20 protein-coding genes, 3 tRNA genes and 1 pseudogene are annotated in these 22,225 nt (G+C 75.0%); 11 read left to right on the top strand and 13 right to left on the bottom strand.

The genetic code is table 11. The features are described from left to right. Positions 1–123 precede the first annotated feature (123 nt). Positions 124–1,407, top strand: a complete 1,284-nt coding sequence (locus ACGFZ2_RS08950; RefSeq protein WP_393451628.1) for an ATP-binding protein — start codon at positions 124–126, stop codon at positions 1,405–1,407. Positions 1,408–1,521: 114 nt separating this feature from the next. Here the strand turns inward: ACGFZ2_RS08950 and ACGFZ2_RS08945 are convergent, their stop codons facing one another. Next, positions 1,522–1,740 (bottom strand): hypothetical protein, encoded by a 219-nt coding sequence (locus ACGFZ2_RS08945; RefSeq protein ID WP_350704800.1) that lies wholly within the window; start codon positions 1,738–1,740, stop codon positions 1,522–1,524. Between the two features lie 278 nt (positions 1,741–2,018). Here ACGFZ2_RS08945 and ACGFZ2_RS08940 point away from each other — a divergent pair, with 278 nt between their 5' ends. Together ACGFZ2_RS08940 and ACGFZ2_RS08935 are read left to right on the top strand one after the other, a co-directional pair. Further along, on the top strand, positions 2,019–2,864 hold the full coding sequence (locus ACGFZ2_RS08940; RefSeq protein ID WP_393451625.1) for a helix-turn-helix domain-containing protein: 846 nt from the start codon (positions 2,019–2,021) through the stop codon (positions 2,862–2,864). Between the two features lie 4 nt (positions 2,865–2,868). Then, positions 2,869–3,069, top strand: a complete 201-nt coding sequence (locus ACGFZ2_RS08935; RefSeq protein ID WP_393451622.1) for a DUF397 domain-containing protein — start codon at positions 2,869–2,871, stop codon at positions 3,067–3,069. A gap of 214 nt (positions 3,070–3,283) precedes the next feature. On the opposite strand, the gene ACGFZ2_RS08930 is transcribed toward ACGFZ2_RS08935, so the two are convergent. The 4 genes from ACGFZ2_RS08930 to ACGFZ2_RS08915 all read right to left on the bottom strand — a co-directional run bounded on the left by ACGFZ2_RS08930 (position 3,284) and on the right by ACGFZ2_RS08915 (position 7,240). Further along, the gene (locus tag ACGFZ2_RS08930; RefSeq protein WP_393266809.1) at positions 3,284–4,072 is read right to left on the bottom strand and encodes a putative protein N(5)-glutamine methyltransferase; all 789 of its coding nucleotides are present in this window, start codon (positions 4,070–4,072) and stop codon (positions 3,284–3,286) included. 241 nt (positions 4,073–4,313) lie between these two features. Further along, a complete protein-coding gene (locus tag ACGFZ2_RS08925) occupies positions 4,314–5,426 on the bottom strand; it encodes a cystathionine gamma-lyase (RefSeq protein WP_393451619.1) in 1,113 nt (370 codons plus the stop codon). 4 nt (positions 5,427–5,430) lie between these two features. Then, positions 5,431–6,429 carry an NAD(P)H-dependent glycerol-3-phosphate dehydrogenase gene (locus ACGFZ2_RS08920; protein WP_393451616.1) on the bottom strand — a complete coding sequence of 333 codons (999 nt, stop codon included), beginning with the start codon at positions 6,427–6,429 and terminating at the stop codon, positions 5,431–5,433. Positions 6,430–6,505: 76 nt separating this feature from the next. Continuing rightward, positions 6,506–7,240 carry a lysophospholipid acyltransferase family protein gene (locus ACGFZ2_RS08915; RefSeq protein WP_393451613.1) on the bottom strand — a complete coding sequence of 245 codons (735 nt, stop codon included), beginning with the start codon at positions 7,238–7,240 and terminating at the stop codon, positions 6,506–6,508. Positions 7,241–7,367: 127 nt separating this feature from the next. On the opposite strand from ACGFZ2_RS08915, the gene cofC reads away from it, so the two are divergent. From cofC to ACGFZ2_RS08895, 4 genes are read left to right on the top strand one after another with little or no spacing between them, the layout of a single operon-like run. Continuing rightward, positions 7,368–8,063: a 2-phospho-L-lactate guanylyltransferase gene (cofC, locus tag ACGFZ2_RS08910; RefSeq protein WP_393451610.1), complete on the top strand. Its 696-nt coding sequence runs from the start codon at positions 7,368–7,370 to the stop codon at positions 8,061–8,063. A gap of 10 nt (positions 8,064–8,073) precedes the next feature. After that, a complete protein-coding gene (locus tag ACGFZ2_RS08905; RefSeq protein ID WP_350684722.1) occupies positions 8,074–8,271 on the top strand; it encodes a cold-shock protein in 198 nt (65 codons plus the stop codon). Positions 8,272–8,324: 53 nt separating this feature from the next. Further along, complete coding sequence (locus tag ACGFZ2_RS08900; protein WP_393451607.1) at positions 8,325–10,646, top strand: RNA degradosome polyphosphate kinase; 2,322 nt, start codon at positions 8,325–8,327, stop codon at positions 10,644–10,646. A gap of 24 nt (positions 10,647–10,670) precedes the next feature. Next, a complete protein-coding gene (locus ACGFZ2_RS08895; protein ID WP_393451604.1) occupies positions 10,671–11,639 on the top strand; it encodes an NUDIX domain-containing protein in 969 nt (322 codons plus the stop codon). A gap of 117 nt (positions 11,640–11,756) precedes the next feature. Here the strand turns inward: ACGFZ2_RS08895 and ACGFZ2_RS08890 are convergent, their stop codons facing one another. The 4 genes from ACGFZ2_RS08890 to leuC all read right to left on the bottom strand — a co-directional run bounded on the left by ACGFZ2_RS08890 (position 11,757) and on the right by leuC (position 16,752). After that, on the bottom strand, positions 11,757–13,721 hold the full coding sequence (locus ACGFZ2_RS08890; protein ID WP_393451601.1) for an endonuclease/exonuclease/phosphatase family protein: 1,965 nt from the start codon (positions 13,719–13,721) through the stop codon (positions 11,757–11,759). 138 nt (positions 13,722–13,859) lie between these two features. Next, positions 13,860–14,528: an HU family DNA-binding protein gene (locus tag ACGFZ2_RS08885; protein WP_393451598.1), complete on the bottom strand. Its 669-nt coding sequence runs from the start codon at positions 14,526–14,528 to the stop codon at positions 13,860–13,862. 172 nt (positions 14,529–14,700) lie between these two features. Continuing rightward, the gene (gene leuD / locus ACGFZ2_RS08880; protein ID WP_393266827.1) at positions 14,701–15,288 is read right to left on the bottom strand and encodes a 3-isopropylmalate dehydratase small subunit; all 588 of its coding nucleotides are present in this window, start codon (positions 15,286–15,288) and stop codon (positions 14,701–14,703) included. A gap of 15 nt (positions 15,289–15,303) precedes the next feature. Next, positions 15,304–16,752 (bottom strand): 3-isopropylmalate dehydratase large subunit, encoded by a 1,449-nt coding sequence (gene leuC / locus ACGFZ2_RS08875; RefSeq protein ID WP_393266829.1) that lies wholly within the window; start codon positions 16,750–16,752, stop codon positions 15,304–15,306. Between the two features lie 49 nt (positions 16,753–16,801). On the opposite strand from leuC, the gene ACGFZ2_RS08870 reads away from it, so the two are divergent. Continuing rightward, positions 16,802–17,488 (top strand): IclR family transcriptional regulator, encoded by a 687-nt coding sequence (locus ACGFZ2_RS08870; RefSeq protein ID WP_350684716.1) that lies wholly within the window; start codon positions 16,802–16,804, stop codon positions 17,486–17,488. A gap of 230 nt (positions 17,489–17,718) precedes the next feature. Here the strand turns inward: ACGFZ2_RS08870 and ACGFZ2_RS08865 are convergent. The 4 genes from ACGFZ2_RS08865 to ACGFZ2_RS08850 form a co-directional block, all read right to left on the bottom strand. Continuing rightward, positions 17,719–17,791, bottom strand: a tRNA-Glu gene (locus ACGFZ2_RS08865). A 258-nt stretch (positions 17,792–18,049) separates the two neighbouring features. After that, positions 18,050–18,122 (bottom strand) — tRNA-Glu (locus ACGFZ2_RS08860). Positions 18,123–18,258: 136 nt separating this feature from the next. Then, positions 18,259–18,330: transfer RNA gene (locus ACGFZ2_RS08855), tRNA-Gln, on the bottom strand. 107 nt (positions 18,331–18,437) lie between these two features. After that, on the bottom strand, positions 18,438–19,241 hold the full coding sequence (locus ACGFZ2_RS08850) for a fumarylacetoacetate hydrolase family protein (protein ID WP_393266832.1): 804 nt from the start codon (positions 19,239–19,241) through the stop codon (positions 18,438–18,440). Between the two features lie 285 nt (positions 19,242–19,526). On the opposite strand from ACGFZ2_RS08850, the gene ACGFZ2_RS08845 reads away from it, so the two are divergent. From ACGFZ2_RS08845 to ACGFZ2_RS08835, 3 genes and pseudogenes are all read left to right on the top strand, one after another. Further along, positions 19,527–20,813, top strand: a complete 1,287-nt coding sequence (locus tag ACGFZ2_RS08845; protein ID WP_393451595.1) for a hypothetical protein — start codon at positions 19,527–19,529, stop codon at positions 20,811–20,813. Between the two features lie 34 nt (positions 20,814–20,847). Then, positions 20,848–21,246, top strand: a pseudogene (locus tag ACGFZ2_RS08840) (3-methyladenine DNA glycosylase); the annotation flags it as partial. Further along, entirely contained in the window at positions 21,237–22,169 is a 933-nt protein-coding gene (locus tag ACGFZ2_RS08835; RefSeq protein ID WP_393451592.1) for a 3-methyladenine DNA glycosylase, read from the top strand. The pseudogene ACGFZ2_RS08840 and the gene ACGFZ2_RS08835, both read left to right, overlap by 10 nt. Positions 22,170–22,225 lie beyond the last annotated feature (56 nt).

Genomic DNA, 22,225 nt, shown 5'->3' with positions numbered 1-22,225 from the left:
CGATACCCGGGGGACAGGCGACAGTGCGCGGCAATCGGTCAACAAAGGATATACGTTGCGTAATCGCTCGGGCGGAGATCCGGGGCGGTGACGGCACCGGACGCCCACTACGCTGCTCGTCCTATGAGCGCTGATCCCCTCATCGAGTCCCTGACGGCGGCCCTGGACGCCCGCCCCGACGACCTGCCGCTGCGACTCCACCTCGCCTCGCTGCTGCTGGACGCCGGCCGGGCCGGGGAGGCGATCGCGCAGGTGGGTCAGGCGCTCGCCCGGGATCCGGGCAACGACCAGGCGCAGGCCCTGATGCAGCGGGCGCTGGGCGGCTCCGTACCCCCGCCGTCGGCGCCGGCCCCGGCGGCCCCGCAGCCGCCGGCGCAGCGCCCGGCGCCGGCCGGGCCCGGCGGCCCCGCCGCGACCGCCGGCCACGACCCGCTGGCGGCCTACGAGCAGGAGCTGGCCGACGTCGTGCCGCCGCGCTTCGCCCGTGCCGGCGACGAGCCGGAGCCGGTGACCGGCGACTCCGACCGGGTGTACGACGTGGAGACCTCCGGCATCCGGCTGGCCGACGTCGGCGGCATGGCGGCGGTCAAGGAGCGGCTGGAGCTGGCCTTCCTCGGCCCGCTGCGCAACCCGCAACTGCGCAAGATGTACGGCAAGAGCCTGCGCGGCGGCCTGATGCTCTACGGCCCGCCCGGCTGCGGCAAGACCTTCCTGGCCCGCGCGGTCGCCGGGGAGATGGGCGCCAAGTTCATCTCGTTGTCGATCGTGGACGTGCTGGACATGTGGATGGGCAACTCGGAGCGCAACCTGCACGAGCTGTTCCAGGCGGCCCGCCGCAACGCCCCGTGCGTGCTCTTCCTCGACGAGGTCGACGCGCTCGGGCACAAGCGCTCGCAGGTCGGCTCCAGCTCGATGCGGACGCTGGGCAACCAACTGCTGGCCGAGCTGGACGGGATGGAGGGCAGCAACGAGGGCGTCTTCGTGCTGGCCGCCACCAACACCCCGTGGGACGTCGACCCGGCGCTGCGCCGCCCGGGCCGGCTCGACCGGGTGGTGCTGGTGCTGCCGCCGGACGCGGAGGCGCGCGCGTCCATTTTGGAGTACCACCTGCGGGAGCGGCCGATCGCCGGGATCGACCTGCGGAAGATCGTGGCGGCCACCGAGGACTACTCCGGCGCCGACCTGGCACACCTCTGCGAGACCGCCGCCGAGTACGCGATGGCCGACTCCGTACGCACCGGCGAGGTGCGGATGATCGAGCAGCGGGACCTGGAGCGGGCGGCGAAGGAGGTCCGGCCCTCGACGAATCCGTGGATGGCCACCGCCCGCAACGTGGCGATGTTCGCCAACGAGGGGGGCGTCTACGACGACCTGGTGGCGTACCTGAAGCGGCGCCGGATGCTGTGACGCCGGACGGCCCGGCGGGGCGCCGGGCCGCGCCTCTCCGCCGGGCCGGGCCGCCGGCCGGGCGGGCCGTCCGCCCGGCGGGGCCGTCTCCCGACCGCGCCGCCCGTGGCGGCGTCAGCCGCGCGCGTGCCGCCGGCCGATGGCGATCACCTTGACCCGCTGCCGGCCGGCCCGCACCATGCCCAGCGCCATGAACGCGCCGGCGATCCGGTCGGCCGCCTCGCGGCTGGTCGCGCCGACCACCTGGCGGCGCCGCTCGGGGCAGGTCCGCTCGTCGCGGCCGGCGCCGTCGACGGGCCGGACGTCGGTGAGCACCACGAGGAACCGGGTCATCGGAGGCCGCCGGCGCGGTCGGCGCGGGCCTGCTGACCAGTACGCACGTCGAATCCCTTCCGGCTGGCGGCCACGGGGCGTGGCACGCGGCGATCGGGCTCGGGGGAGAAACCCGATCGCCGCGCGCCCCATCCCCTCCGGTCACTCACCACCACCGTCGCCACGACAACCGGCGGTGAGGACGCGATGACAGATTGACATGTGCACAGCCGTGAATGCAACTCTCATCGACGTTCTCTCATCTACACCTTCCCGGCAAGATGTGCGACGATCGATGCATGGCTCCCAAGACCGCCCGCGCCCGGCGCCTGGGCATCGCGCTGCGCACCCACCGGGAAGCCGCCGGCCTCACGCTGGAGGCGGCGGCGGACGAGATCAGCAGCACCCGCAGCACCCTGTCCCGCTACGAGAACGCGCAGACGCTGGTCAGCCCGGCCACCGTGCGCGCCCTGCTCACCCTCTACGGGGTCGGCGCGGACGAGGTGGCGGCGGCCGTCCAGCTGGCCAAGGACGCCCGCAAACCCGGCTGGTGGGTGTCGTACTCGTACCTGCTGGACCGGCGCACCATCGACTTCATCGCGCTGGAGGCCGAGGCGACCGGGATCGCCAACTTCGAGCCGTCCGTGGTGCCGGGGCTGTTGCAGACCGCCGACTACATCCGGGGCGTCATGCGGGGCGGCCCGCACACCCTCGGCGACGACGAGGTCGAGCAGCGGGTCCAGGTCCGGCTCGACCGGCAGCAGCGGCTCACCAGCGACAAGCCGCCGATCCTGGACGCCATCATCGACGAGGGCGCGCTGCTGCGGCCGGTCGGCGACCGGTCGGTGATGGAGAGCCAGCTGCACCACCTGCTGAAGATGGGCGAACTGCCCAACATCACGGTGCAGGTGATCCCCCTCGCCGCCGGCTACCACCGGGGCACCCGGGGCTCGCTGCACATCCTGGAGTTCGCCGACCCGGAGGACCCGATCATCGCCTCGGTGGAGACCGTGGCCGGGCAGATGGTCCTGGACCGGCCGGGCGACCTGCGTACCTGCACCAAGATCATGGAGCACCTGCGGACCGTCGCGCTCAGCCCGTCGGCCAGCCGAGACCAGCTCCTCCAACTCCTGAAGGGACGGTAGGACGATGACACCGACGACCAGCGCGACGCTCACCGCGGCCCGGTGGCGCAAGAGCAGCCACAGCGGCGACGAGGGGGCGTGCGTGGAGATGGCGATGCTTCCGGGAACCGTCGCCGTCCGCGACTCCAAGGACCCGTCCGGCCCGGCGCTGATCTTCCCGCCCGCCGCCTGGTCCGTCTTCGCCGGGGCGCCGCCCCGCCGCTGACCCCACCCTCGGCGCCGGCGCCGCTTGCCCGCACGCGATGCCGGCGCCCCCGCGCCGTCGACGGTCTCGCCGTTGGGAGCCGGTGGGGCCGTCGACGGGCGGGTCAGGGCGGGAGCTGCCGCGCGCCGCCACCTGTCGCGCGCCGCGAGCGGGCGGCCCGCAGGCGGCCGGCGGGCAGCGCCGGCCGGCCGGCCGCCGGAGACGCGGAGCCCGGTCAGGCGGGACGGCGGGCGGTGACGGCGGTGGCGTCCCGGTCGTCGTCGCGGGTCACCGTGGGGTGCAGGCCGGCGGCGGTCAGCGCCGCGCAGAGCGCGTCCGCCTGCGCCTCGCTCGTCTCCACCACCAGGTGCCCGCCCGGGGCCAGCCAGCGCGCCGCGCCCGCGGCGACCCGGCGCAGCACCGCCAGCCCGTCCGACCCGCCGTCCAGGGCCACCTGCGCCTCGTGCAGCCGGGCCTCCGGCGGCATCAGCGCCACCGCCGCCGTCGGCACGTACGGGGCGTTGGCCACCACCAGGTCCAGGCTCCCCCGCCAGCGCACCGGCAGCGGCTCGTACAGGTCGCCGTGGAAGACCGGCACCCCCAACGGCGCCAGGTTGCGCCGGGCGCAGGCCACGGCGGCGGGGTCGACGTCGGCGGCGGCCAGCCAACGCGGCGCGAGCCGGCGGGCCAGCGCGACGGCGGCGGCGCCGGAGCCGCAGCACAGGTCCACCACGGCCGCCGCCGGGCCGGTCACCGCGACGGCGGCGTCGACCAGCAGGGCGGTACGCGCGCGCGGCACGAACACCCCGGGGTCGACGGCGACCCGCTCGCCGCAGAACTCGGCCCAGCCGAGCAGGTGCTCCAGCGGGAGCCCCGCGACCCGGCGGTCGGCCAGGTCGGAAAGCGCCTGCGGCGAGTCGGCGGCGGCGATCAGCAGGTCCGCCTCGTCCTCGGCGTAGACGCAGCCGGCGGCGCGCAGCCGGTGCACGAGGGCGGGTCGGTCGGGGCGGAAGGAAACGGTCATGGTGGACCTCCGGGAGCGCTCGTCGACGCTCCCGGCCGCCGGGTCAGCCGGCGTGGCGTCGGAGGGGAGCGTCGGTCCTGCCTGTCGGGTGGATCGGACTCACCTCCTCCGGTCAGGCCCGGCGCGGGCCGCGGACGGCCCCGCTCGGGGCCACGGTCAAGATAGCCCAACGGCCGGCACACAACACACCGGGTGCGCAACGGCCCGCGCCCGAGCGCTCAGCGGCCGGTGCCCCGAGCGCTCAGCGGCTGGCATCGAGCGCGGCGGCCACGTCGGCGACCAGGTCGACGGCGTCCTCCACGCCGCAGGAGAGCCGGACGAAGCCGGGCGGGGTGTCGTCGCCCCACTGGGCCCGGCGGTCGGCGGTGGTGTGCAGGCCGCCGAAGGAGGTGGCCGCGGCGACCAGCCGGGCCGCGTCGAGGAACCGGGCCACCCGCGCGGCGTCGCCGAGGTCGAAGGAGAGCACGCCGGGGATCCGTCGCATCTGGACCGACGCCACCGGGTGGGCCGGGTCGCCGGGCAGCCCGGGCCAGCGCAGCCCGGTCACGTCGGACCGCCCGACGAGCAGCCCGGCGAGCGCCTCGGCGTTCGCCGTCTGCCGGGCCAGCCGCAGGTCGAGGGTGGCCAGCGACCGGTGCGCGAGCCAGGCGTCGAACGCGCCGGGCACCGCGCCGGTGACGTTCCGCCAGGCGGTCACCGCGTCCAGCAGTTCGGCCGAGCGGGTGGCGACGTAGCCGAGCAGCAGGTCCGAGTGCCCGGTGAGCGCCTTGGTGCCGGAGGCCACCACGAGGTCGGCGCCGAGGTCGAGCGGGCGCTGCCCGAGCGGCGTGGCGGTGGTGTTGTCGACCGCGACCAGGGCGCCGGCGGCGTGCGCGCGGGCGGCCAGCGCCGGCACGTCGGCGACGTCCAGGCCGGGGTTGGCCGGGGTCTCCAGCAGCACCAGGCGTACGCCGTCGAGGTCCGGGTGGGGGCCGGCGGTCGGGGCGAGGAGCACCCGCACCCCGATCCCCTCCAGCGTGTCCCGGGCGAAGGCCCGGACGGAGAAGTAGCCGTCCGACGGGAGCACCACGGTGTCCCCCGGCTTCAGCACCGTCAGCAGCAGCCCGGTGATCGCGGCCTGCCCGCTGGCGAAGACCCGGCAGTCGCCCCCCTCCAGCTCCCCGATGGCCGCCTCCAACAGCCGCCGGGTGGGGTTGTCCGGCCGGCCGTAGCCGTTCGGTGCCGCCGCCGGCCCCGCCCACGGGTCGAGGTGGTACGGCGCGGCGAGGACCGGCCCCGGCAGGAACGGCTGGCCGGGGGCCGGCTCGGGCAGGCCGGCGCGGACGCATCGGGTGCCGTCGTGCGGTGCGGTCAAGGGCTCACTCCGGTTTCGTCGTCCGGCTCATCAGGGCGTCGACGGCGAGGCGCGGGTCGACGCCCTCGTGGCAGACCAGCTCCACCTGCTCGGTGATCGGCATCTCCACCGCGTGCGCCCGGGCCAGGTCGCGGATGGCGAGGGCGCTCTTGACCCCCTCGGCGGTCTGCCGGGTGGCGACGCGGGCCTCCTCCAGGGTCGCGCCCCGGCCCAGGTGCTCGCCGAACATGCGGTTGCGGGCCATCGGCGAGGAGCAGGAGGCGACCAGGTCCCCCATCCCGGCCAGGCCGGCGAAGGTGAGCGGGTCGGCACCCAGGGCCACCCCGAGCCGGGCGGTCTCGGCCAGCCCCCGGGTGACCAGCATGGCCCGGGTGTTGTCGCCGAAGCCCATCGCGACGGCGATGCCGTACGCCAGCGCGATCACGTTCTTCACCGCGCCGCCCAGCTCGCAGCCGATCACGTCGTCGTTGGTGTAGGGGCGGAAGTAGGACGTGGTGATCGACCGCTGCACCAGCGTGGCCCGGTCCGGGTCGGTGCAGGCGACCACGGTGGCGGCCGGCTGCTCGGCGGCGATCTCGGGGGCCAGGTTGGGCCCGGAGACCACCACCACGCGGTCCGCCGCCACCCCGGCGGTCTCCACGATCACCTCGCTCATCCGCCTGGTGGTGCCGAGCTCGATGCCCTTCATCAGCGAGACCAGGGTGGCGTCCGGGTGCAGGTACCCGCTCCACTCGGCGAGGTTGCCGCGCAGCGTCTGCGACGGCACGGCCAGCACCACCAGCTCGGCCCCGGTGATCGCCTCGGCGGCGTCCCCGGTCGCCGTGACCCGGGACGGCAGGAGCACGTCCGGCAGGTACTCCGGGTTGCGCCGCTCGGCGCGGATCGTGTCGGCGACCGGCCGGCGGCGCGCCCAGATGGTGACGTCCCGGCCGGCGTCGGCGAGGATCTTGGCGAAGGCCGTCCCCCACGAGCCGGCCCCCAGCACCGCGACGTGCCCGCTCACGCCGCCACCTCGCTCCGCTCGGCGGCGGCGCGAGGCGCCACGCTGCGGTGCCTGATGGTTCGCTCGCTCCGCTCGCTCATGCCGCCGCTCCCGGCCGGCGCTCGCCACCGGGGCGGCCCGGTCGTTCCCACAGGGGCGGCGGCGTGCCGCCCCGAACCTCCGCGAGCATGTCACGCAGCCGCAGCATGATGGTGTCGGTCATCTCCTCGAGGACGGCCTTCGTCGGGGTGGCTTCGGTCCACCGGCTCAGGTCGACGGGCGGGCCGGCGACCACGGTCACCGGGATCCGGGGCCGCGGGTTGAGCCGGGCCCGGCGCGGGTCGAAGATCCGCTCCGGGCCCCACATGGCGACCGGGATCACCGGCGCGCCGGTGGCGAGCGCGAGCCGGGCCGCGCCGGTCTTGCCCTTCATCGGCCACAGGTCGGGCTCGCGGGTGGTGGTGCCCTCCGGGTAGATCACCACGGCGCCGCCCTCGTCGAGCGCGGCGACCAGGGCGTCCAGCGACTTCACCGCGTCCACGGTGCCCCGCTCGACCGGGATCTGCCGGCACCGGTGCAGGATCCAGCCGACCACCGGGACCCGGAACACGCTGGCCTTGCCGAGGAAGCGCGGCCAGCGGCCGGAGTCGTAGACGAAGTGCGCCGCGACCAGGGGGTCGGCGTGCGAGATGTGGTTCGGCACGATGATCACGCCACCGTCGCCGCGGAGGTGCTCCATGCCGCGCCAGGTGCGCCGGGTCCAGACCGTCATGACCGGCTTGACCAGCACCACGGCGAACCATTGCCAGAACCCCAGCCTCCGCCGTGTCACCGCGCCTCCTCGTGCCGCCCCGACCCGCACCGGTCCGCACCCGGTGACGCCCGCAGCGGAAATCATGCCTGCTCGCCCCGGGTCCGGCCAGAGAGGGTACCGCCGTCCGGCTGGCAGGATGGCGGGTGTGAGTCAGCCGAGGTGGACTGTCGTGGTGCCGGTGAAGCGCCTCGCCGCCGCGAAGAGCCGGCTGCGGGGGGCGCTGCCGGCCGTACCGCACGAGGCGCTGGCGCTGGCCCTGGCGGCCGACACGGTCGCCGCGGTGCGGGCCTGCCCCGCGGTGGCCGGGGTGCTGGTGGTCACCGACGACGCCCGGGTGGCCGCGGCGGCCCGCCGGGCGGGCGCCCGCCCGCTGCCGGACGCCCCGGACGCCGGCCTGAACGCGGCCTTCCGGCACGGCGCGTCGGCCGTCGGCGGAGGCTGGGTGGCCGGGCTCACCGCCGACCTGCCCGCGCTGCGCCCGGCCGAGCTGGCGGCGGCGTTGCACGCGGCACAGGCCGGCCCGGCGGGCGTACGCCGGTACGTGCCCGACGCCCCCGGCGACGGCACCGTGCTGCTGGCCGCGCCGCCGGGCGTGCCCCTGGATCCCCGGTTCGGCGGCGGCTCGGCCGCCGCGCACGCGGCGAGCGGGGCGCTGGCCCTGACCGGGGACTGGCCGAGCCTGCGCCGCGACGTGGACACCGCCGACGACCTGGCCGCGGCGGCCCGGCTCGGGCTGGGGCCGGAGACCGCCGCGCTCGCCGCCGCCGGCTGCCCCGCCGACCCGCGCCGGCCGCGTGGTACGGCGGTGTGCGGGCGGGGCTGCGGGGTGCGGGCGGTGTAGCGTGCGGGACATGCAGGGCACGGTGGCCACCTACGACGCGGCGACCCGCAGCGGGATGCTGCTCCTCGACGACGGCACCGAGCTGGCCTTCCCGGCCCGGGCGTTCGACGCCTCCGGCCTGCGGCTGCTCCGCCTCGGCCAGCGGCTGCGCGTCGAGACCGACGCCGCCGGCGAGGTCGTCCGGGTGACGTTGCCGACGATGGCCTGAGCGACTGGTCGAAGTTCATTTTGCGTTAACCCGGACCGGGTGATTATGGGCGGGTGAGCACCCCTCGCGAGCCCGCCAACCGACCGCCCTCCGCCGCCGAGCCGGCCGCAGCCCGCAACGGCACCCGCTCCCGGGGCGCCGACGGCCGCTTCCGCCCCACCGGGTCGGCCGAGACCGCCCGGACGGACGACGCCGGCCCGGACGCGGCGACCGCCTCCGCCGGCCTGGAGGAGGTGCTGGACCCGGTCACCGGGCCGTCCCCCGCCGCCCCGGCGGCCCCCGGCGCCGACGACGAGCCGCCCGCCGTGGCGCCGCTGCCCGAGGACCGCTTCCTCAACCGGGAGCTCTCCTGGCTCGACTTCAACGCCCGGGTGCTGGCGCTCGCCGAGGACCCGCGCACGCCGCTGCTGGAGCGGGCCAAGTTCCTGGCCATCTTCGCCAGCAACCTGGACGAGTTCTACATGGTGCGGGTGGCCGGACTGAAGCGGCGGCTCCAGGCCGGCCTGCCCGTGCGCGGCGGCGACCGGATGCCGCTGCGCACCCAGCTGGAGCTGGTCGCCGAGAAGGCCGCCACACTGGTCACCCGGCACTCGGCCTGCTTCACCGACGACGTCCTGCCGAAGCTGGCCGCCGAGGACATCCGCATCCTGCGCTGGGCGGACCTCGACGACCCCGAACGGGAGCGGCTGCGCGCGTACTTCCGGGAGCAGATCTTCCCGGTGCTGACCCCGCTGGCGGTCGACCCGGCGCACCCGTTCCCGTACATCTCGGGGCGGTCGCTCAACCTGGCCGTGACGGTGCGCGACCCGGACGGCGGCTCCGAGCTGTTCGCCCGGGTGAAGGTGCCGAACAACGTGCCCCGCTTCGTCCGGGTGCACCGGGACCTGCCGGGCGTGCGGATGCTGCCGGTGGAGGACCTGATCTCGGTGCACCTGGGGCAGCTCTTCTCCGGCATGCAGGTGGTCGAGTGCCACCTGTTCCGGGTCACCCGCAACGCCGAGGTGGAGGTCGACGAGGACCGCGACGAGGACCTGCTCCAGGCCCTGGAACGGGAGCTGGCCCGGCGCCGGTTCGGCCCGCCCGTCCGGCTGGAGGTGGACGCCTCGATCTCCGACCACATGCTGGAGCTGCTCGTCCGCGAACTGGACATGCACGACCAGGAGGTGCTGCGGGTGCCCGGCCTGCTGGACCTCTCCGCACTGTGGCAGCTCTACAACGAGGCCGACCGGCCGGACCTGAAGGACCCCCCGTTCGTGCCGGCCACCCATCCCCGGCTCACCGAGGGCGAGGTGCCGCGCAGCGTCTTCGCCACCCTGCGCGACGGCGACATCCTGGTGCACCACCCGTACCACTCGTTCGCCACCAGCGTGCAGCGCTTCATCGAGCAGGCCGCTGCCGACCCCGACGTGCTGGCCATCAAGCAGACCCTCTACCGCACCAGCGGCGACTCGCCGATCGTCGACGCGCTGGTCGACGCGGCGGCCGCCGGCAAGCAGGTGGTGGTGCTGGTCGAGCTGAAGGCGCGCTTCGACGAGGTGGCCAACATCGGCTGGGCGCGCACCCTGGAGCGGGCCGGCTGCCACGTCGTCTACGGCCTGGTGGGCCTGAAGACGCACTGCAAGACCGCCCTGGTGGTACGCCAGGAGGGCAACCAGATCCGCCGCTACTGCCACATCGGCACCGGCAACTACCACCCGAAGACCGCCCGGCTCTACGAGGACTTCGGCATGCTCACCGCCGACCCGGAGATCGGCGCCGACCTGACCGACCTGTTCAACGTCCTCACCGGCTACAGCCGGCAGACCGCGTACCGGCGGCTGCTGGTCGCCCCGCAGGGCATCCGCAGCGGGCTGATCGAGCGCGTCGAGCGGGAGATCTCGCACGTGCGGCTCGGCATGCCCGGGCTCGTGCAGATCAAGGTGAACTCGCTGGTCGACGAGGAGATCACCGACGCCCTCTACCGGGCCTCCCGGGCCGGCGTGCACGTCGACCTGGTCATCCGGGGCATGTGCACGCTGCGGCCGGGGGTGCCGGGCCTGTCGGAGAACATCCGGGTCCGCTCCATCCTGGGCCGGTTCCTGGAGCACTCCCGGATCTTCCGGTTCGGCAACAACGGCGACGCCGAGTTCTGGATGGGCTCGGCCGACCTGATGCACCGCAACCTGGACCGCCGCGTCGAGGCGCTGGTGCAGGTCAGCGACCCGGTCGCCCGGGCCGAGCTGGACCACGTCATGGCCGCCGCGATGAGCCCGGACGTGGAGGCGTTCGAGCTGGCGGCGGACGGCACCTGGAGCCGGCGTACCGGCACGGCCGAGGAGCCGCTGGTGCACCTGCAGGAACTGCTGCTGCGTCGCGTCGGTGGCACGGCGGGCTGACCGGCGCGCGCATAGGCTGACCGGATGTTGGATGAGCGGGACGCGGCCGGCCCGGGTCGGAGCTGGGCGGCCGACGTCCCCGACGGGACGACGCCGATCCGGGCGGCCGGCGGCGTCGTGTGGCGCCCCGCCGACGACGCCGGCCCCACCGTCATGGGCCCGGACGCGCGGCGCGCCGGGGTGCTGGTGTGCCTGGTGCACCGGCCCCGCTACGGCGACTGGTCGCTGCCGAAGGGCAAGTTGGAGCCGGACGAGCACCCCCTGCTCGCCGCCGTACGCGAGGTGGCCGAGGAGGCCGACGTCCGGGCGGTGCCGCAGCTGCGGCTGCCCAGCGTGCGCTACCGCAGCGAGGGCCGGCCGAAGCTGGTCGACTACTGGTCGATGCGGGCGGTGGCCGACGGCGGCTTCCAGCCGGGCACGGAGGTCGACGAGGTGCGCTGGCTCGACGTCGACGCGGCCGTGCGGCTGGTCAGCTACCCGCACGACGCGGAGGTGCTGGCCGCGTTCGCGGCCCTGCCGGCGGTGACCGGGACGATCGCGCTCGTCCGGCACGGGCACGCCGGCAAGCGGGGCACCTGGTCCGGCCCGGACAGCGGCCGGCCGCTCGACGCCCGGGGCTGGGCGCAGGCGCAGGCGCTGGCCCCGCTGGTGGCGCTGGTCCGCCCGGCGCGGCTGCTGTCGGCCTCGGCCCGCCGCTGCGTGCAGACCCTCGACCCGGCGGCGGCGCTGCTCGACCTGCCGATCGAGGTGAGCGGCGACCTGGACGAGCCGCGGCCGGGCCAGCAGCCCGACGAGTGCGCACTGGCCGTCGCCGCCCGCCTGGCCGAGCTGGCGGCCTCCGGCGAGCAGGCGGGGGTGTGCAGCCAGGGCAAGGTGATTCCGGCCGCCCTGGAGCGGCTCAGCGGGCGGGCGGGCGACTTCACCACGCCGAAGGGCGGCGGCTGGCTGCTCGCCTTCGCCGGGGACCGCCTGCTCGCCACCGACCGCCTCTGACCGGCCGCCCCATCCGACCGCCTCTGACCGGCCGCCCCATCCGGCCGCCTCTGACCGGCCGGCCGAGCCGGTGCGGTGCGGGCGCCCGCGCCCCGGCCGACGCGCCCCGGCGGCGGGTCAGGCCGGTGGCAGGGCCAGGGTCACGGCGACCGGCAGGTGGTCGCTGGCCGTGCCGGGCGGGGCCACCGGATCGCCGGCCCCCAGGTCGGGCGTCACGAAGACGTGGTCGATCTGCTGGCGCGGGTCGTCCGCCGGGCTGGTCGGCAGCGGGCGGGCCGCGGCCAGCGCGTCGACCAGCCCGGCCCGGGTGAACTCGGCGAACGCCGGATCGCCCGGCTCGGTGTTCAGGTCACCGGCGACCACCAGCGGGCGGCCGGCCGCGTACCGGAGGGCGAAGTCGGCGACCGCGCGGGCCTGGACCACCGGGCCCTGGCCGGGCGGCGGTTGCAGGTGGGTGGCGACCACCGCGAGGCGGACGCCGTCGCCGAGGTCGACCGTGACCCCGAGGGCCTGCGCGCCGGTGGGCGCGCCGACCGCCGGCAGCGGCCGGGTCCGGGCTCCGTCCAGGGGCCAGCGGCTCAGCACGGCGTCGCCCCAGAGCGGGTCGGCGGCCGGCGCGAAGACGTACGGCATGTCCAGCCGCTCCGCCAGCAGGTCGAGCGTGTCGTGGCCGCCGTTGAGCAGCCAGCCCCGGTCCACCTCGCTGAGCGCCACGACGTCGGCCCCGGCGACGGCCCGCGCCAACGCGTCCGGGTCGAAGCGGCCGTCCGCCCCGAACCCCATCCGGACGTTGTACGCCGCCACCCGCACCGTGTCGGGCGGCCCGTCTCGGTTGCTCGCGGAGAGCAGCTCGTCGCTGGCGATCGCGGCGACCAGCGCCAGCGCGGTGGCCGCGGCTGCGGTCCGCACCGGCGGCAGCGGCGACGGCACCGGCCCCACCGCGGGCCGGGCGGCCAGGGCGACCGCGGCGACCAGCACCGCCACGGCCACGGGCACCCCGGCGTTGGGGTGGCCCAGGTCGTACGCCGCGTAGTAGAGCACCGCCACGACGGCGAAGAGCAGCATCCCGGCGACCGCCGCGTACGCGCGCCGGCCCGCCGCCCGGCCCGGATCGGCGGTGCCGCCGTCGACCACGGCGAGCCCGGCGGCGTCGGTCTCCTCGGTGGAGCCGGCGGCGGGGGTGTCCCGTTCTTCGGCCGCGCCGGCGGACGCCAGGCAGCCGCCGAGCCCCACCGCGGCGAGCAGGACGGCCGGCAGCAGCAGCTCCCCGCGCTCGAGGGCGAAGAGGACGGCCCCGGCCACCAGGGCCGCCGGGGCGAGCCACCGCCACGCCCCCTGGCGCGGTGACGCCAGCGCGGCGAGCAGGAATCCGCCGACCGCCACGGCGATCGGGGCGGGGCCGAGGAGCGGCACGGTGGCGACCCCCACCTCGTCGCCGGGATGCGACCGCAGCAGCCCGAACTGGTACGTCGTCGCCGTCCGGGCGACCGCCGGGGAGAGCGCCACCATGCCGGCGAGCAGCAGCGCCGGGCCGGCCAGCAGCCAGCTCCGTACGCCGCCCGGGCCGGCCGGCGGCGCGGGCCGCGCCTGCCCCGCCAGGAAGAGTCCGCCGACCAGGCCGGCGGCGAGCCACGACTGCCAGCTCCCGAGGAAGCCCAGGCGGTACGTGTCCAGCGCGGTGTGCAGGATCGCCCCGAGGGCCAGCCCGAGCGCCAGGCCGGGCACCGGCCGGTCGGTGGCGGCGGCGACACCGGCGAGCCAGACCAGCCCGGCGAGCAGCCCGGCCGCGGCGAGCCAGAGCTGGAGCCGCCCGCCCGGTTGGCCGGTGACGGCGAGCCGGGCGGCGACCAGCAGGACGGCGGCGACGAGCGTGACCGGGCGGGCGCCGACCCTGCGGACCAGCGCGGGCGCGGCCAGTGCGAGCACGAACCAGCCGAGCGCGAACGCTCCCAGCAGCTCGGCCGGGGTCGACGCGGCCTGCCCGAAGATGGTGATGACCGCCGGCAGGAAGACACGCAGCACGTCGACCAGCAGCACGACGCCCAGGGCGAGGGTGAGGGTGGTGCGGTGGCGGTAGCGCACGGGGCTGCCTTTCGCCGACCGGAAGGGGTGCGGCGATTCTGCGTGCGGCGCACCGCCCCGGTCAACGCCCCGTCGACAGGAGCGTGGACGCGGCGAGGGCGCCCACCGTGCCGGTGGACGCCCTCGTACCGCTGGACATCAGCGCTTGGCCGCGGCCTTCTTCGCCGGGGCCTTCTTCGCCGGGGCCTTCTTGGCCGCCGTCGTCTTCTTGGCTGCGGTCGTCTTCTTCGCCGCGGTCGTCTTCGCCGCGGTCGTCTTCGCCGCGGCGGTCTTCTTCGCCGGGGCGGCCTTGGCGGTCGTGGTCTTCTTCGCCGCGGTCGTCTTGGCCGCCTTCGCCGCCGGGGCCTTCTTGGCCGCGGTCGTCTTCTTCGCCGCGGTGGTCTTCGCCGCGGTGGTCTTCTTCGCCGCAGCCGTGGTGGCCTTGGCGCCGGTCGCCTTGGCGCCCGCCGCCTTGGCACCCGTCGCCTTGGCGCCAGTGGTCTTGGCGGCGGCCGTGGCGGTCTTCTTCGCCGCCGCCGTGGCCTTCGGCACCTTGCCGCTGGCCACCATCTCCTTGAACCCGGCGCCCGGGCGGAAGGTCGGGACGGATGTCTTCTTGACCTTCACCGCCTCGCCGGTCCGCGGGTTGCGCGCTGTTCGGGCGCCCCGGACGCGCTTTTCGAACGCTCCGAATCCGGTGATCGCCACCTTCTCGCCCTTGGTGACCGCCGCCTGGACCTCAGCGAGGACCGCGTCTAGCGCGGCCGTCGCCGTCTTCCGGTCCCCCAGGCGAACGGCGAGCGCCTCGATGAGCTCGGCCTTGTTCACGACTTCCTCCCGATTGTGCAACTGACTCGACGCGAGCCATTCTGCGCGCACGGTATGCCCTGTGCTGCCGGGACACAAACATTCGGTGGAAAAAAGCCCTTGTGTCGTAACGGATTCGCCCCCACCGGTCAGACCGGCGGGGGCGGAAACCGCTGCGGGATCGGGCGTACGGCTATGCGACCGAGGGCAGGAACGGCGGCCGGGTGGCCTCGAAGGCACTGATCTCGGCCTCGTGCCGGAGGGTGAGTCCAATGTCGTCCAAGCCCTCCAGCAGCCGCCAGCGGCTGAAGTCGTCGAGCGGGAACGACCAGGTGGCCTCGCCGACCCGGACCTGCCGGGCGGTCAGGTCGACGGTGACCGGGGTGGTCGGGTCGGCCTCGACGAGATCCCAGATCTCCTCGACCGCTTTCAATTCCAACTCGACCGGGAGCAACCCCTCCTTGAGCGCGTTGCCCCGGAAGATGTCGCCGAAGCGGGGGGAGATCACGGCACGGAAGCCCCAGTCGCGCAGCGCCCAGACCGCGTGCTCCCGGGAGGAGCCGGTGCCGAACTCCGGACCGGTCACGAGAATCGACGAACCGGAATACGCCGCATCGTTGAGCACGAATTCGGGGTCCTCGCGCCAGGCGCTGAACAAGCCGTCCGCGAAACCGGTCCGGGTCACCCGCTTGAGGTACACGGCGGGGATGATCTGGTCGGTGTCCACGTTGGAACGGCGCAGCGGCACGGCCGTGCCGGTGTGGGTGGTGAACCTTTCCATCTGCGGTGTGCCCTTCTACAGGTCGGCGGGAGCGGCCAGCCGGCCCGCCACGGCGGTGGCGGCGGCGACCGGCGGGGAGACCAGGTGGGTGCGTCCGCCCCGGCCCTGGCGGCCCTCGAAGTTGCGGTTGGAGGTGGACGCGGAGCGCTGGCCCGGGGAGAGCGTGTCCGGGTTCATGCCCAGGCACATCGAGCAGCCGGCGAAGCGCCACTCGGCCCCGGCGTCGGTGAAGACCTTGTCCAGCCCCTCCGCCTCGGCCGCCTCGCGGACGGCGGCGGAGCCGGGCACGACGAGCATCCGCACCCCGTCGGCGACCCGGTGCCCGCGCAGCACGTCGGCGGCGGCCCGGAGGTCCTCCAGCCGGCCGTTGGTGCAGGAGCCGACGAAGACCACGTCGACCGCGAGGTCGCGCAGCGGGGTTCCGGGGCGCAGGTCCATGTACTCCAGGGCGCGGCGCGCGGCGGTCCGCTCGGCGTCGGTGACGAACTCCTCCGGGTCCGGCACCGCCGCGCCCAGCGGCGCGCCCTGACCCGGGTTGGTGCCCCAGGTGACGAACGGGGTGACCGCGCCGGCGTCGAGGGTCACCTCGGCGTCGAAGGTCGCGCCCTCGTCGGTGGGCAGGCTCCGCCAGTAGGCGACCGCCGCGTCCCAGTCGGCGCCCTGCGGGGCGTTCGGCCGCCCCTTCAGGTACGCGAACGTGGTCTCGTCGGGCGCGATCATGCCGGCCTTGGCGCCCCACTCGATCGACATGTTGGCGATGGTCATCCGCCCCTCCATGGACAGCGACCGGATCGCCTCGCCGCGGTACTCGACGATGTGGCCGCGACCGCCGCCGGTGCCGACCTGGGCGATCAGCGCGAGCACCAGGTCCTTGGCGGTGACCCCGGGGGCGAGCTGCCCCGTGACGTTCACCGCCATGGTCTTCGGCCGGCTCTGCGGCAGCGTCTGGGTGGCCAGCACGTGCTCGACCTCGCTCGTGCCGATGCCGAACGCGAGCGCCCCGAACGCGCCGTGGGTGGCGGTGTGCGAATCGCCACACACGATGGTCATGCCGGGCTGGGTGACGCCGAGCTGCGGGCCGATGACGTGCACGATGCCCTGGTTGGCGTCGCCCAGCGGGTGTAGCCGCACGCCGAACTCGGCGCAGTTGCGGCGCAGCGTCTCGATCTGCGTACGCGAGGTGGGGTCGGCGATGGTGAGCAGGTCGCCACGCCGTTCCCGGAACGACGGGTCGGCGTACCCGGTCGGGGTGTTGTGGTCCTCTGTCGCGAGCGTGAGGTCGGTGCGGCGCACCCGGCGGCCGGCGAGGCGCAGCCCGTCGAAGGCCTGCGGGCTGGTCACCTCGTGCAGCAGGTGCAGGTCGATGAAGAGCAGGTCGGGCTCGCCCTCGGCGGACCGTACGACGTGCGCGTCCCAGACCTTCTCGGCCAGGGTCCTCGGCTCGGTAGTAGTGACTCCCACCATCTGGACATCCTAAATTCTGGGAGGTAAATTTCGGCTTGTGGGACACAGTATGAGCGGTGTCGGCGTTCTCGACAAGGCGGTGGTCATTCTGGCCGCCTGCGTCGACGGCGCCAGCCTGGCCGAACTCGTTGAACGCACCAAGCTGCCCCGGGCGACCGCGCACCGGCTGGCGCAGGCGCTGGAGATCCACCGGATGCTCGTCCGGGACACCCAGGGCCGCTGGCGCCCCGGCCCGCGCCTGGGTGAGCTCGCCAACGCCGCGCCGGACGTGCTCCTGACGGCGGCGGAGCCGCTGCTGGCCGCCCTGCGCGACGCCACCGGCGAGAGCGCGCAGCTCTACCTGCGCCGCGCCGACGAGCGGATCTGCGTGGCCGCCGCCGAGCGGGCCAGCGGCCTGCGGGACACCGTGCCGGTCGGCTCGGTGCTGCCGATGACGGCCGGCTCGGCGGCCCAGATCCTGCTCGCGTGGGAGCCGCCGGAGGCGGTGATGCCGCTGCTGCCCCGGTCGAAGTTCACCGGCCGCACCCTCGCCGAGGTACGCCGCCGTGGCTGGGCGCAGAGCGTCGCCGAGCGGGAGGCCGGTGTGGCGAGCATCTCAGCGCCGATCCGCGACCGCACCGGCCGGGTCATCGCCGCGATCAGCGTCTCCGGCCCGATCGAGCGCCTCGGCCGCCGCCCCGGCGAACGCCACGCCATGGCCGTCGTCCGGGCCGGTCAACGCCTCTCCGGCCTCTGACCCACCCCGCCGGCGGCCTTCCGGGGCCAGATCCGGAAGGCGGGCGGGCCGCCGGGAGCCGGGCGGTGCCGAGAGCCCGAGCGGGCCGCCAGGGGCCGGGGGCGGGAGCCGGGAGCCGGAGGCCGGGGCGGGAGGCCGGGGCCGGGAGCCGGACCGGCTGGGGAGCGGGTGGGGGGCCTGGAACAGCGAAATGGTCCGCCTCGCCGGAGCGAGGCGGACCATTCGTGTTGTAGCCCCGACCGGATTCGAACCGGCGCTACCGCCTTGAGAGGGCGGCGTCCTGGGCCGCTAGACGACGGGGCCAAGACTTTCCCTGCTTCCACCGCCCTCACGAGCGGTGCCGCTGTAGTCTAGCGGCGTCCCCTGAGGGAGCCGGCACCGGGTCGGGCGGGCGCGCGGGCCTCCGTGACGCCAGGCGCCGGCACGCGATCGCCGCAGGGAACCGGCACCCGCGACCGCCGCAGGGAGCCGGCACCACAGGAGGCCGGGCGGGTGGCACCGGACCGGGCTGGGAATGCGAAACGGCCCGCCTCACCAGAGCGAGACGGGCCGATCATGCTGTAGCCCCGACCGGATTCGAACCGGCGCTACCGCCTTGAGAGGGCGGCGTCCTGGGCCGCTAGACGACGGGGCCAGAACTTCCTTGCCGCACCGCTCTCCCGAGCGGCGCTGTTGGACTCTATCAGAGAGAACCTCCGACCCCCTGACGGGAACCGGAGCTGCTCTCCACCGAGATCCAGCGCCCGAGGCTCTCTCGAACCTCGGCTGCGCTGGGGTACCAGGACTCGAACCTAGACTAACTGAACCAGAATCAGTCGGGCTGCCAATTACCCCATACCCCATTGGCCCCTTGCGGCGCCGGGAACAAACTTTACCCTCCCGGTGCCGACAGGCCAAATCGAGCCCCCGGAACCGCCTCTGAGCTGCGAAAACCGGGCCTCGACCCGGATCAGGCGACGGGCACCACCGGATTGGTCAGCTCCCCGATCCCCTCGATCCGCACGGTGACCGTATCCCCGTCCGTGAGCGGGCTAACCCCCGCCGGCGTGCCCGTGAGCACCACGTCGCCGGGGAGCAGCGTCATCACGTGCGAGACGTACGACACCAGGGCCGGCACGTCGAAGACCATGTCCCGCGTACGGCCGAGCTGGCGGACCTCCATCTCCTCGGGATTGCGACCCACCTCACACCGGACCTCCAGGTCCCGCACGTCGAGCCCGGTCGTGATCCACGGCCCGATCGGGCAGAACGAGTCGAAGCCCTTGGCGCGGGTCCACTGGCCGTCGGAGCGCTGGAGATCCCGGGCCGTGACGTCGTTGGCACAGGTGTAGCCGAAGATGGCCCGCTCCGCGGCGGCCCGGTCGGCGCGCCGGGCGCCCGGCGCGCCGATCACCACCGCCAACTCCGCCTCGTGCTCGACCTGCTTGGAGAAGATCGGCAGCCGGATCGCGTCGCGGGGCCCGATCACCGACGTGGACGGCTTGAGGAACAGCAGCGGCTCCTTCGGCACCTCGGTGCCGTGTTCGGCGGCGTGCTCGGCGTAGTTGCGCCCGACGCAGACGACCTTGCTGGGCAGGATCGGCGAGAGCAGCCGGACGTCGGAGAGCGCCCAGCGGGCGCCGGAGAACTGGATCTGGCCGAACGGGTGGCCCTCGATCTCGGCGACGGTCAGGCCCTGCGGGCCCGCCTCCGGCTCGCCCTCGACGACCCCGAACGACATTCCCTTGGCATGAGCAAAACGAGCGATACGCACCAGGCCAATCTAGTCCCGGACGACTCGCACCCCGGCCCAGGCCACGACCCGTCCAGGCGGATCCCGGCCGGCGGGCGGCAGCGCGGCGTCGCCCCGCCCGGCCCGAGGCACCGTAGGCGCGCCGTCCGGCAGTCGCACCCTGGCACCGACCCGGCCCGCGCAACCCCGGGCGCGCCGCCCGGCCGCGCACCCTACGCCACGTCCCGCGTCCCGGGGCGGACTTCGCGACTTCGTACCCGCCCGGCGTCGCCCCGCCCCTAGCGTCGGCTCCGGAGGTTCGTTCGTATGCCTGCATCGACACGACACCACAGGGCCCTCGCAGTGTTCGTCCACTGCCTCGGCATCCTCGCCGCCGTGCCGGCACTGCCCACGGCGGCACCACCCGCGGCGGCCGCGCAGCCACCACCGGCGGCGGCCGCGCCGACCCCGGCGCCGGCGATGCCGTCGGTGCCACCGGCGGTGCCCACCCCGACCCGGGCCGCCCCGCCGCTGCCGAAGCCGCCGGTCACGGTGGCGGTGGCGCCGGAAAGCACGCCGGCGCCGCGCTACCGGATCCAGGTCCGCAACGCCGGCAACACGCCGCTGGACACCACCGTGCGGCAGGAGCTGCCGCCCGGCGCCTCGGCGACCGCCATCACCACCGGCGGCCGGGCCACCCGCACCGCCGGCCAGTCGGCCACCGCGGTGACCTGGCAGCTCAAGCTGCCCGCCCGCAGCACCACCACCCTGGGCACGACGCTGACCACCGCCGCTCCGGACCGGCCGCTGACCGCGCCGGCCTGCGCCTTCGCCCGCGACGGCAGCCGGCCGTACGACTGCGCGACGGCGACCTGGAACGCGGCCGCGCCGGCGGCGGCGAAGGAGACCCGGGAGACGCCGGCGTGGCGTCGGACGCCCGTGCTGCTGGCCGGGCTGGCCACGGTGGCGGTGCTCGCGCTCGGCGGGATCTGGACGTGGCGGCGGCGCCGCCGGCCCGTCGCCGCGGCCCTCTCGGCCGGCGGGCGGGGGACCGTCTACCCGCGGCCCGCCACGCCCCGGCCGGCGCAGACCCGCCGCACGCCGTCCGTCTGGCTGATCGTGCCGGTGGCCGCCGCGGTGCTGGCCGGCACGGTGGGCACCGCCGCCTGGACGGCCACCCGGGAGGTCGCGGCCATCGACACCGACAGCCAGCCGACCAGCGGCGCGTGGATCGGCCGGGGCACCAACGGCGCGATCGGCGAGCCGCTGCGCGAGTCGGCGTTCGAGTTCACCGTCTTCCGGGTCGCGTGCGAGCCGGGCCGCGGCGCGCGGCAGTGCCAGGCCACGGTCGGGGTGCGCAACCTCACCCCGGAGAAGCAGAGCTGGCACGGCCGCCTGCAACGGGCGTACCTGCCGGACGGCAACTTCGTCAGCACCGACGAGCAGGCCACCCGGGCCGCCAACCAGGGCCGGGACGTCTTCGCCCAGCCGCTGGCGGGCGGCAGCCGGACGGTGCTGCCGCTGGTCTTCACGGTCGACGGGCAGGCGCCGCCGCAGCAGTTGGAGCTGCGCAGCGGGGTGTTCTCCGCCGGGGTCCGGGTGGACGTGCCCTGACCGGCGGCGGGGCGGCGGTCGTACCCTTGGCTCCGTGACCGCCGCCCTCGCCCCGACCGCCGTGCTCGACGCGGCGCGCTGGCGGGCCCGGCGCCGGGCGCACGAGGAGCGGGTCGACGCCTGGCTCGCCCCGCATCTGGCACGCCGCCGCCGGGGCGGGAAGCACCCGGTGGAGGACTTCCTCTTCACCTACTACTCGCACCGCCCGGCCCAGCTGCGCCGGTGGCACCCGGGGGCCGGAGTGGCGCTGCGCGACGCGGACCCGGCCGAGTTCGGCCGGGACTACCGCGCCACCGCCGCCGGGGTCACCCTCGACACCGAGGGGGTACGCGCGCGGCGCGCCGAGTCGGTCGAGTGGATCCGGGCGCTGCTGGTGGCGACCGCCGGCCGGCCGGCGCACCTCGGCTGTTTCGGGATGCACGAGTGGGCCATGCACGAAGCGGACAACAAGGGTCCGTACAGTTGACCAGCATCCCCGCCGCAAGCTGGCTTCCCCTCTTGGAAGCTCACGAGAAGCGCGCCGACTCCCTTACCGCAGGCCACCGCGCCCGCAAGGCCACGAGGGAACGCCACGCGATCGATGACTTCTTGTACGACTACTACGGCACCCGGCCCTCCGTTCTCCGACGGTGGCACCCCGGCGTGGGCATCTCCTTGGAACCGGGACCGCACGGCTCTGCCCCACACCAGCAGTGGCGTTGGTATGCCACGGACGCGGACGGGATCGTGAGCTTCGACATCGCAGCGTTCCTCGCCGACCGGGCTGAGTCGGTGCGCTTTATTCATCGACTGTTGTCCGCCATCTCGTCACGACCAGCCTTCACTGGCTGCTTCGGCCTGCATGAGTGGGCGATGGTGTATCGCCAACGTGAGCATCGGCATCCGCTCCCCTTGCGACTTGGGCAAGAGGGAACTGACGCGGTAGTCGAGTCTCACCAGATCCGCTGCACGCACTTCGATGCGTTCCGGTTCTTCACCCCTGACGCGGTCAGCCTCAACCGGCTCCAACCAACGAGGGAGAGCCAGGTAGAGCTTGACCAGCCGGGCTGCTTGCATGCCTCGATGGACTGCCACAAGTGGGCAACCAAGCTGGGCCCTGCGGTTCCGGGGGATCTGGCGCTCGACTGCTTCGAGTTGGCGAGGGACATCCGGCTGCTCGACATGCAGGCGTCCCCGTACGACTTCTCCTCCTACGGGGAACCGGCGGTGGCCATCGAGACACCCGAGGGCAAGGCCGAGTACGTCGCTCGTCAACGCGAGTTCTCGCAGCGCGCGGGCCGACTACGCGCCCGGTTGATCGATGTGTGTGCGGCGCTGCTTGAGGGAGCGGAGTCACCGGCAAGGGTGGGGGCATGACCCCCAAGCGTCCGCGCCACAGGATCGCTGCGCTCCCTGGTGTTCATGTATCGGCG

It is taken from the genome of Micromonospora sp. NPDC048063 (genome assembly GCF_043202855.1).
Taxonomy (GTDB): domain Bacteria; phylum Actinomycetota; class Actinomycetes; order Mycobacteriales; family Micromonosporaceae; genus Micromonospora.
Note: the sequence above shows the minus strand (reverse complement) of the source record. Positions and strands in the feature narration are given on the sequence as shown.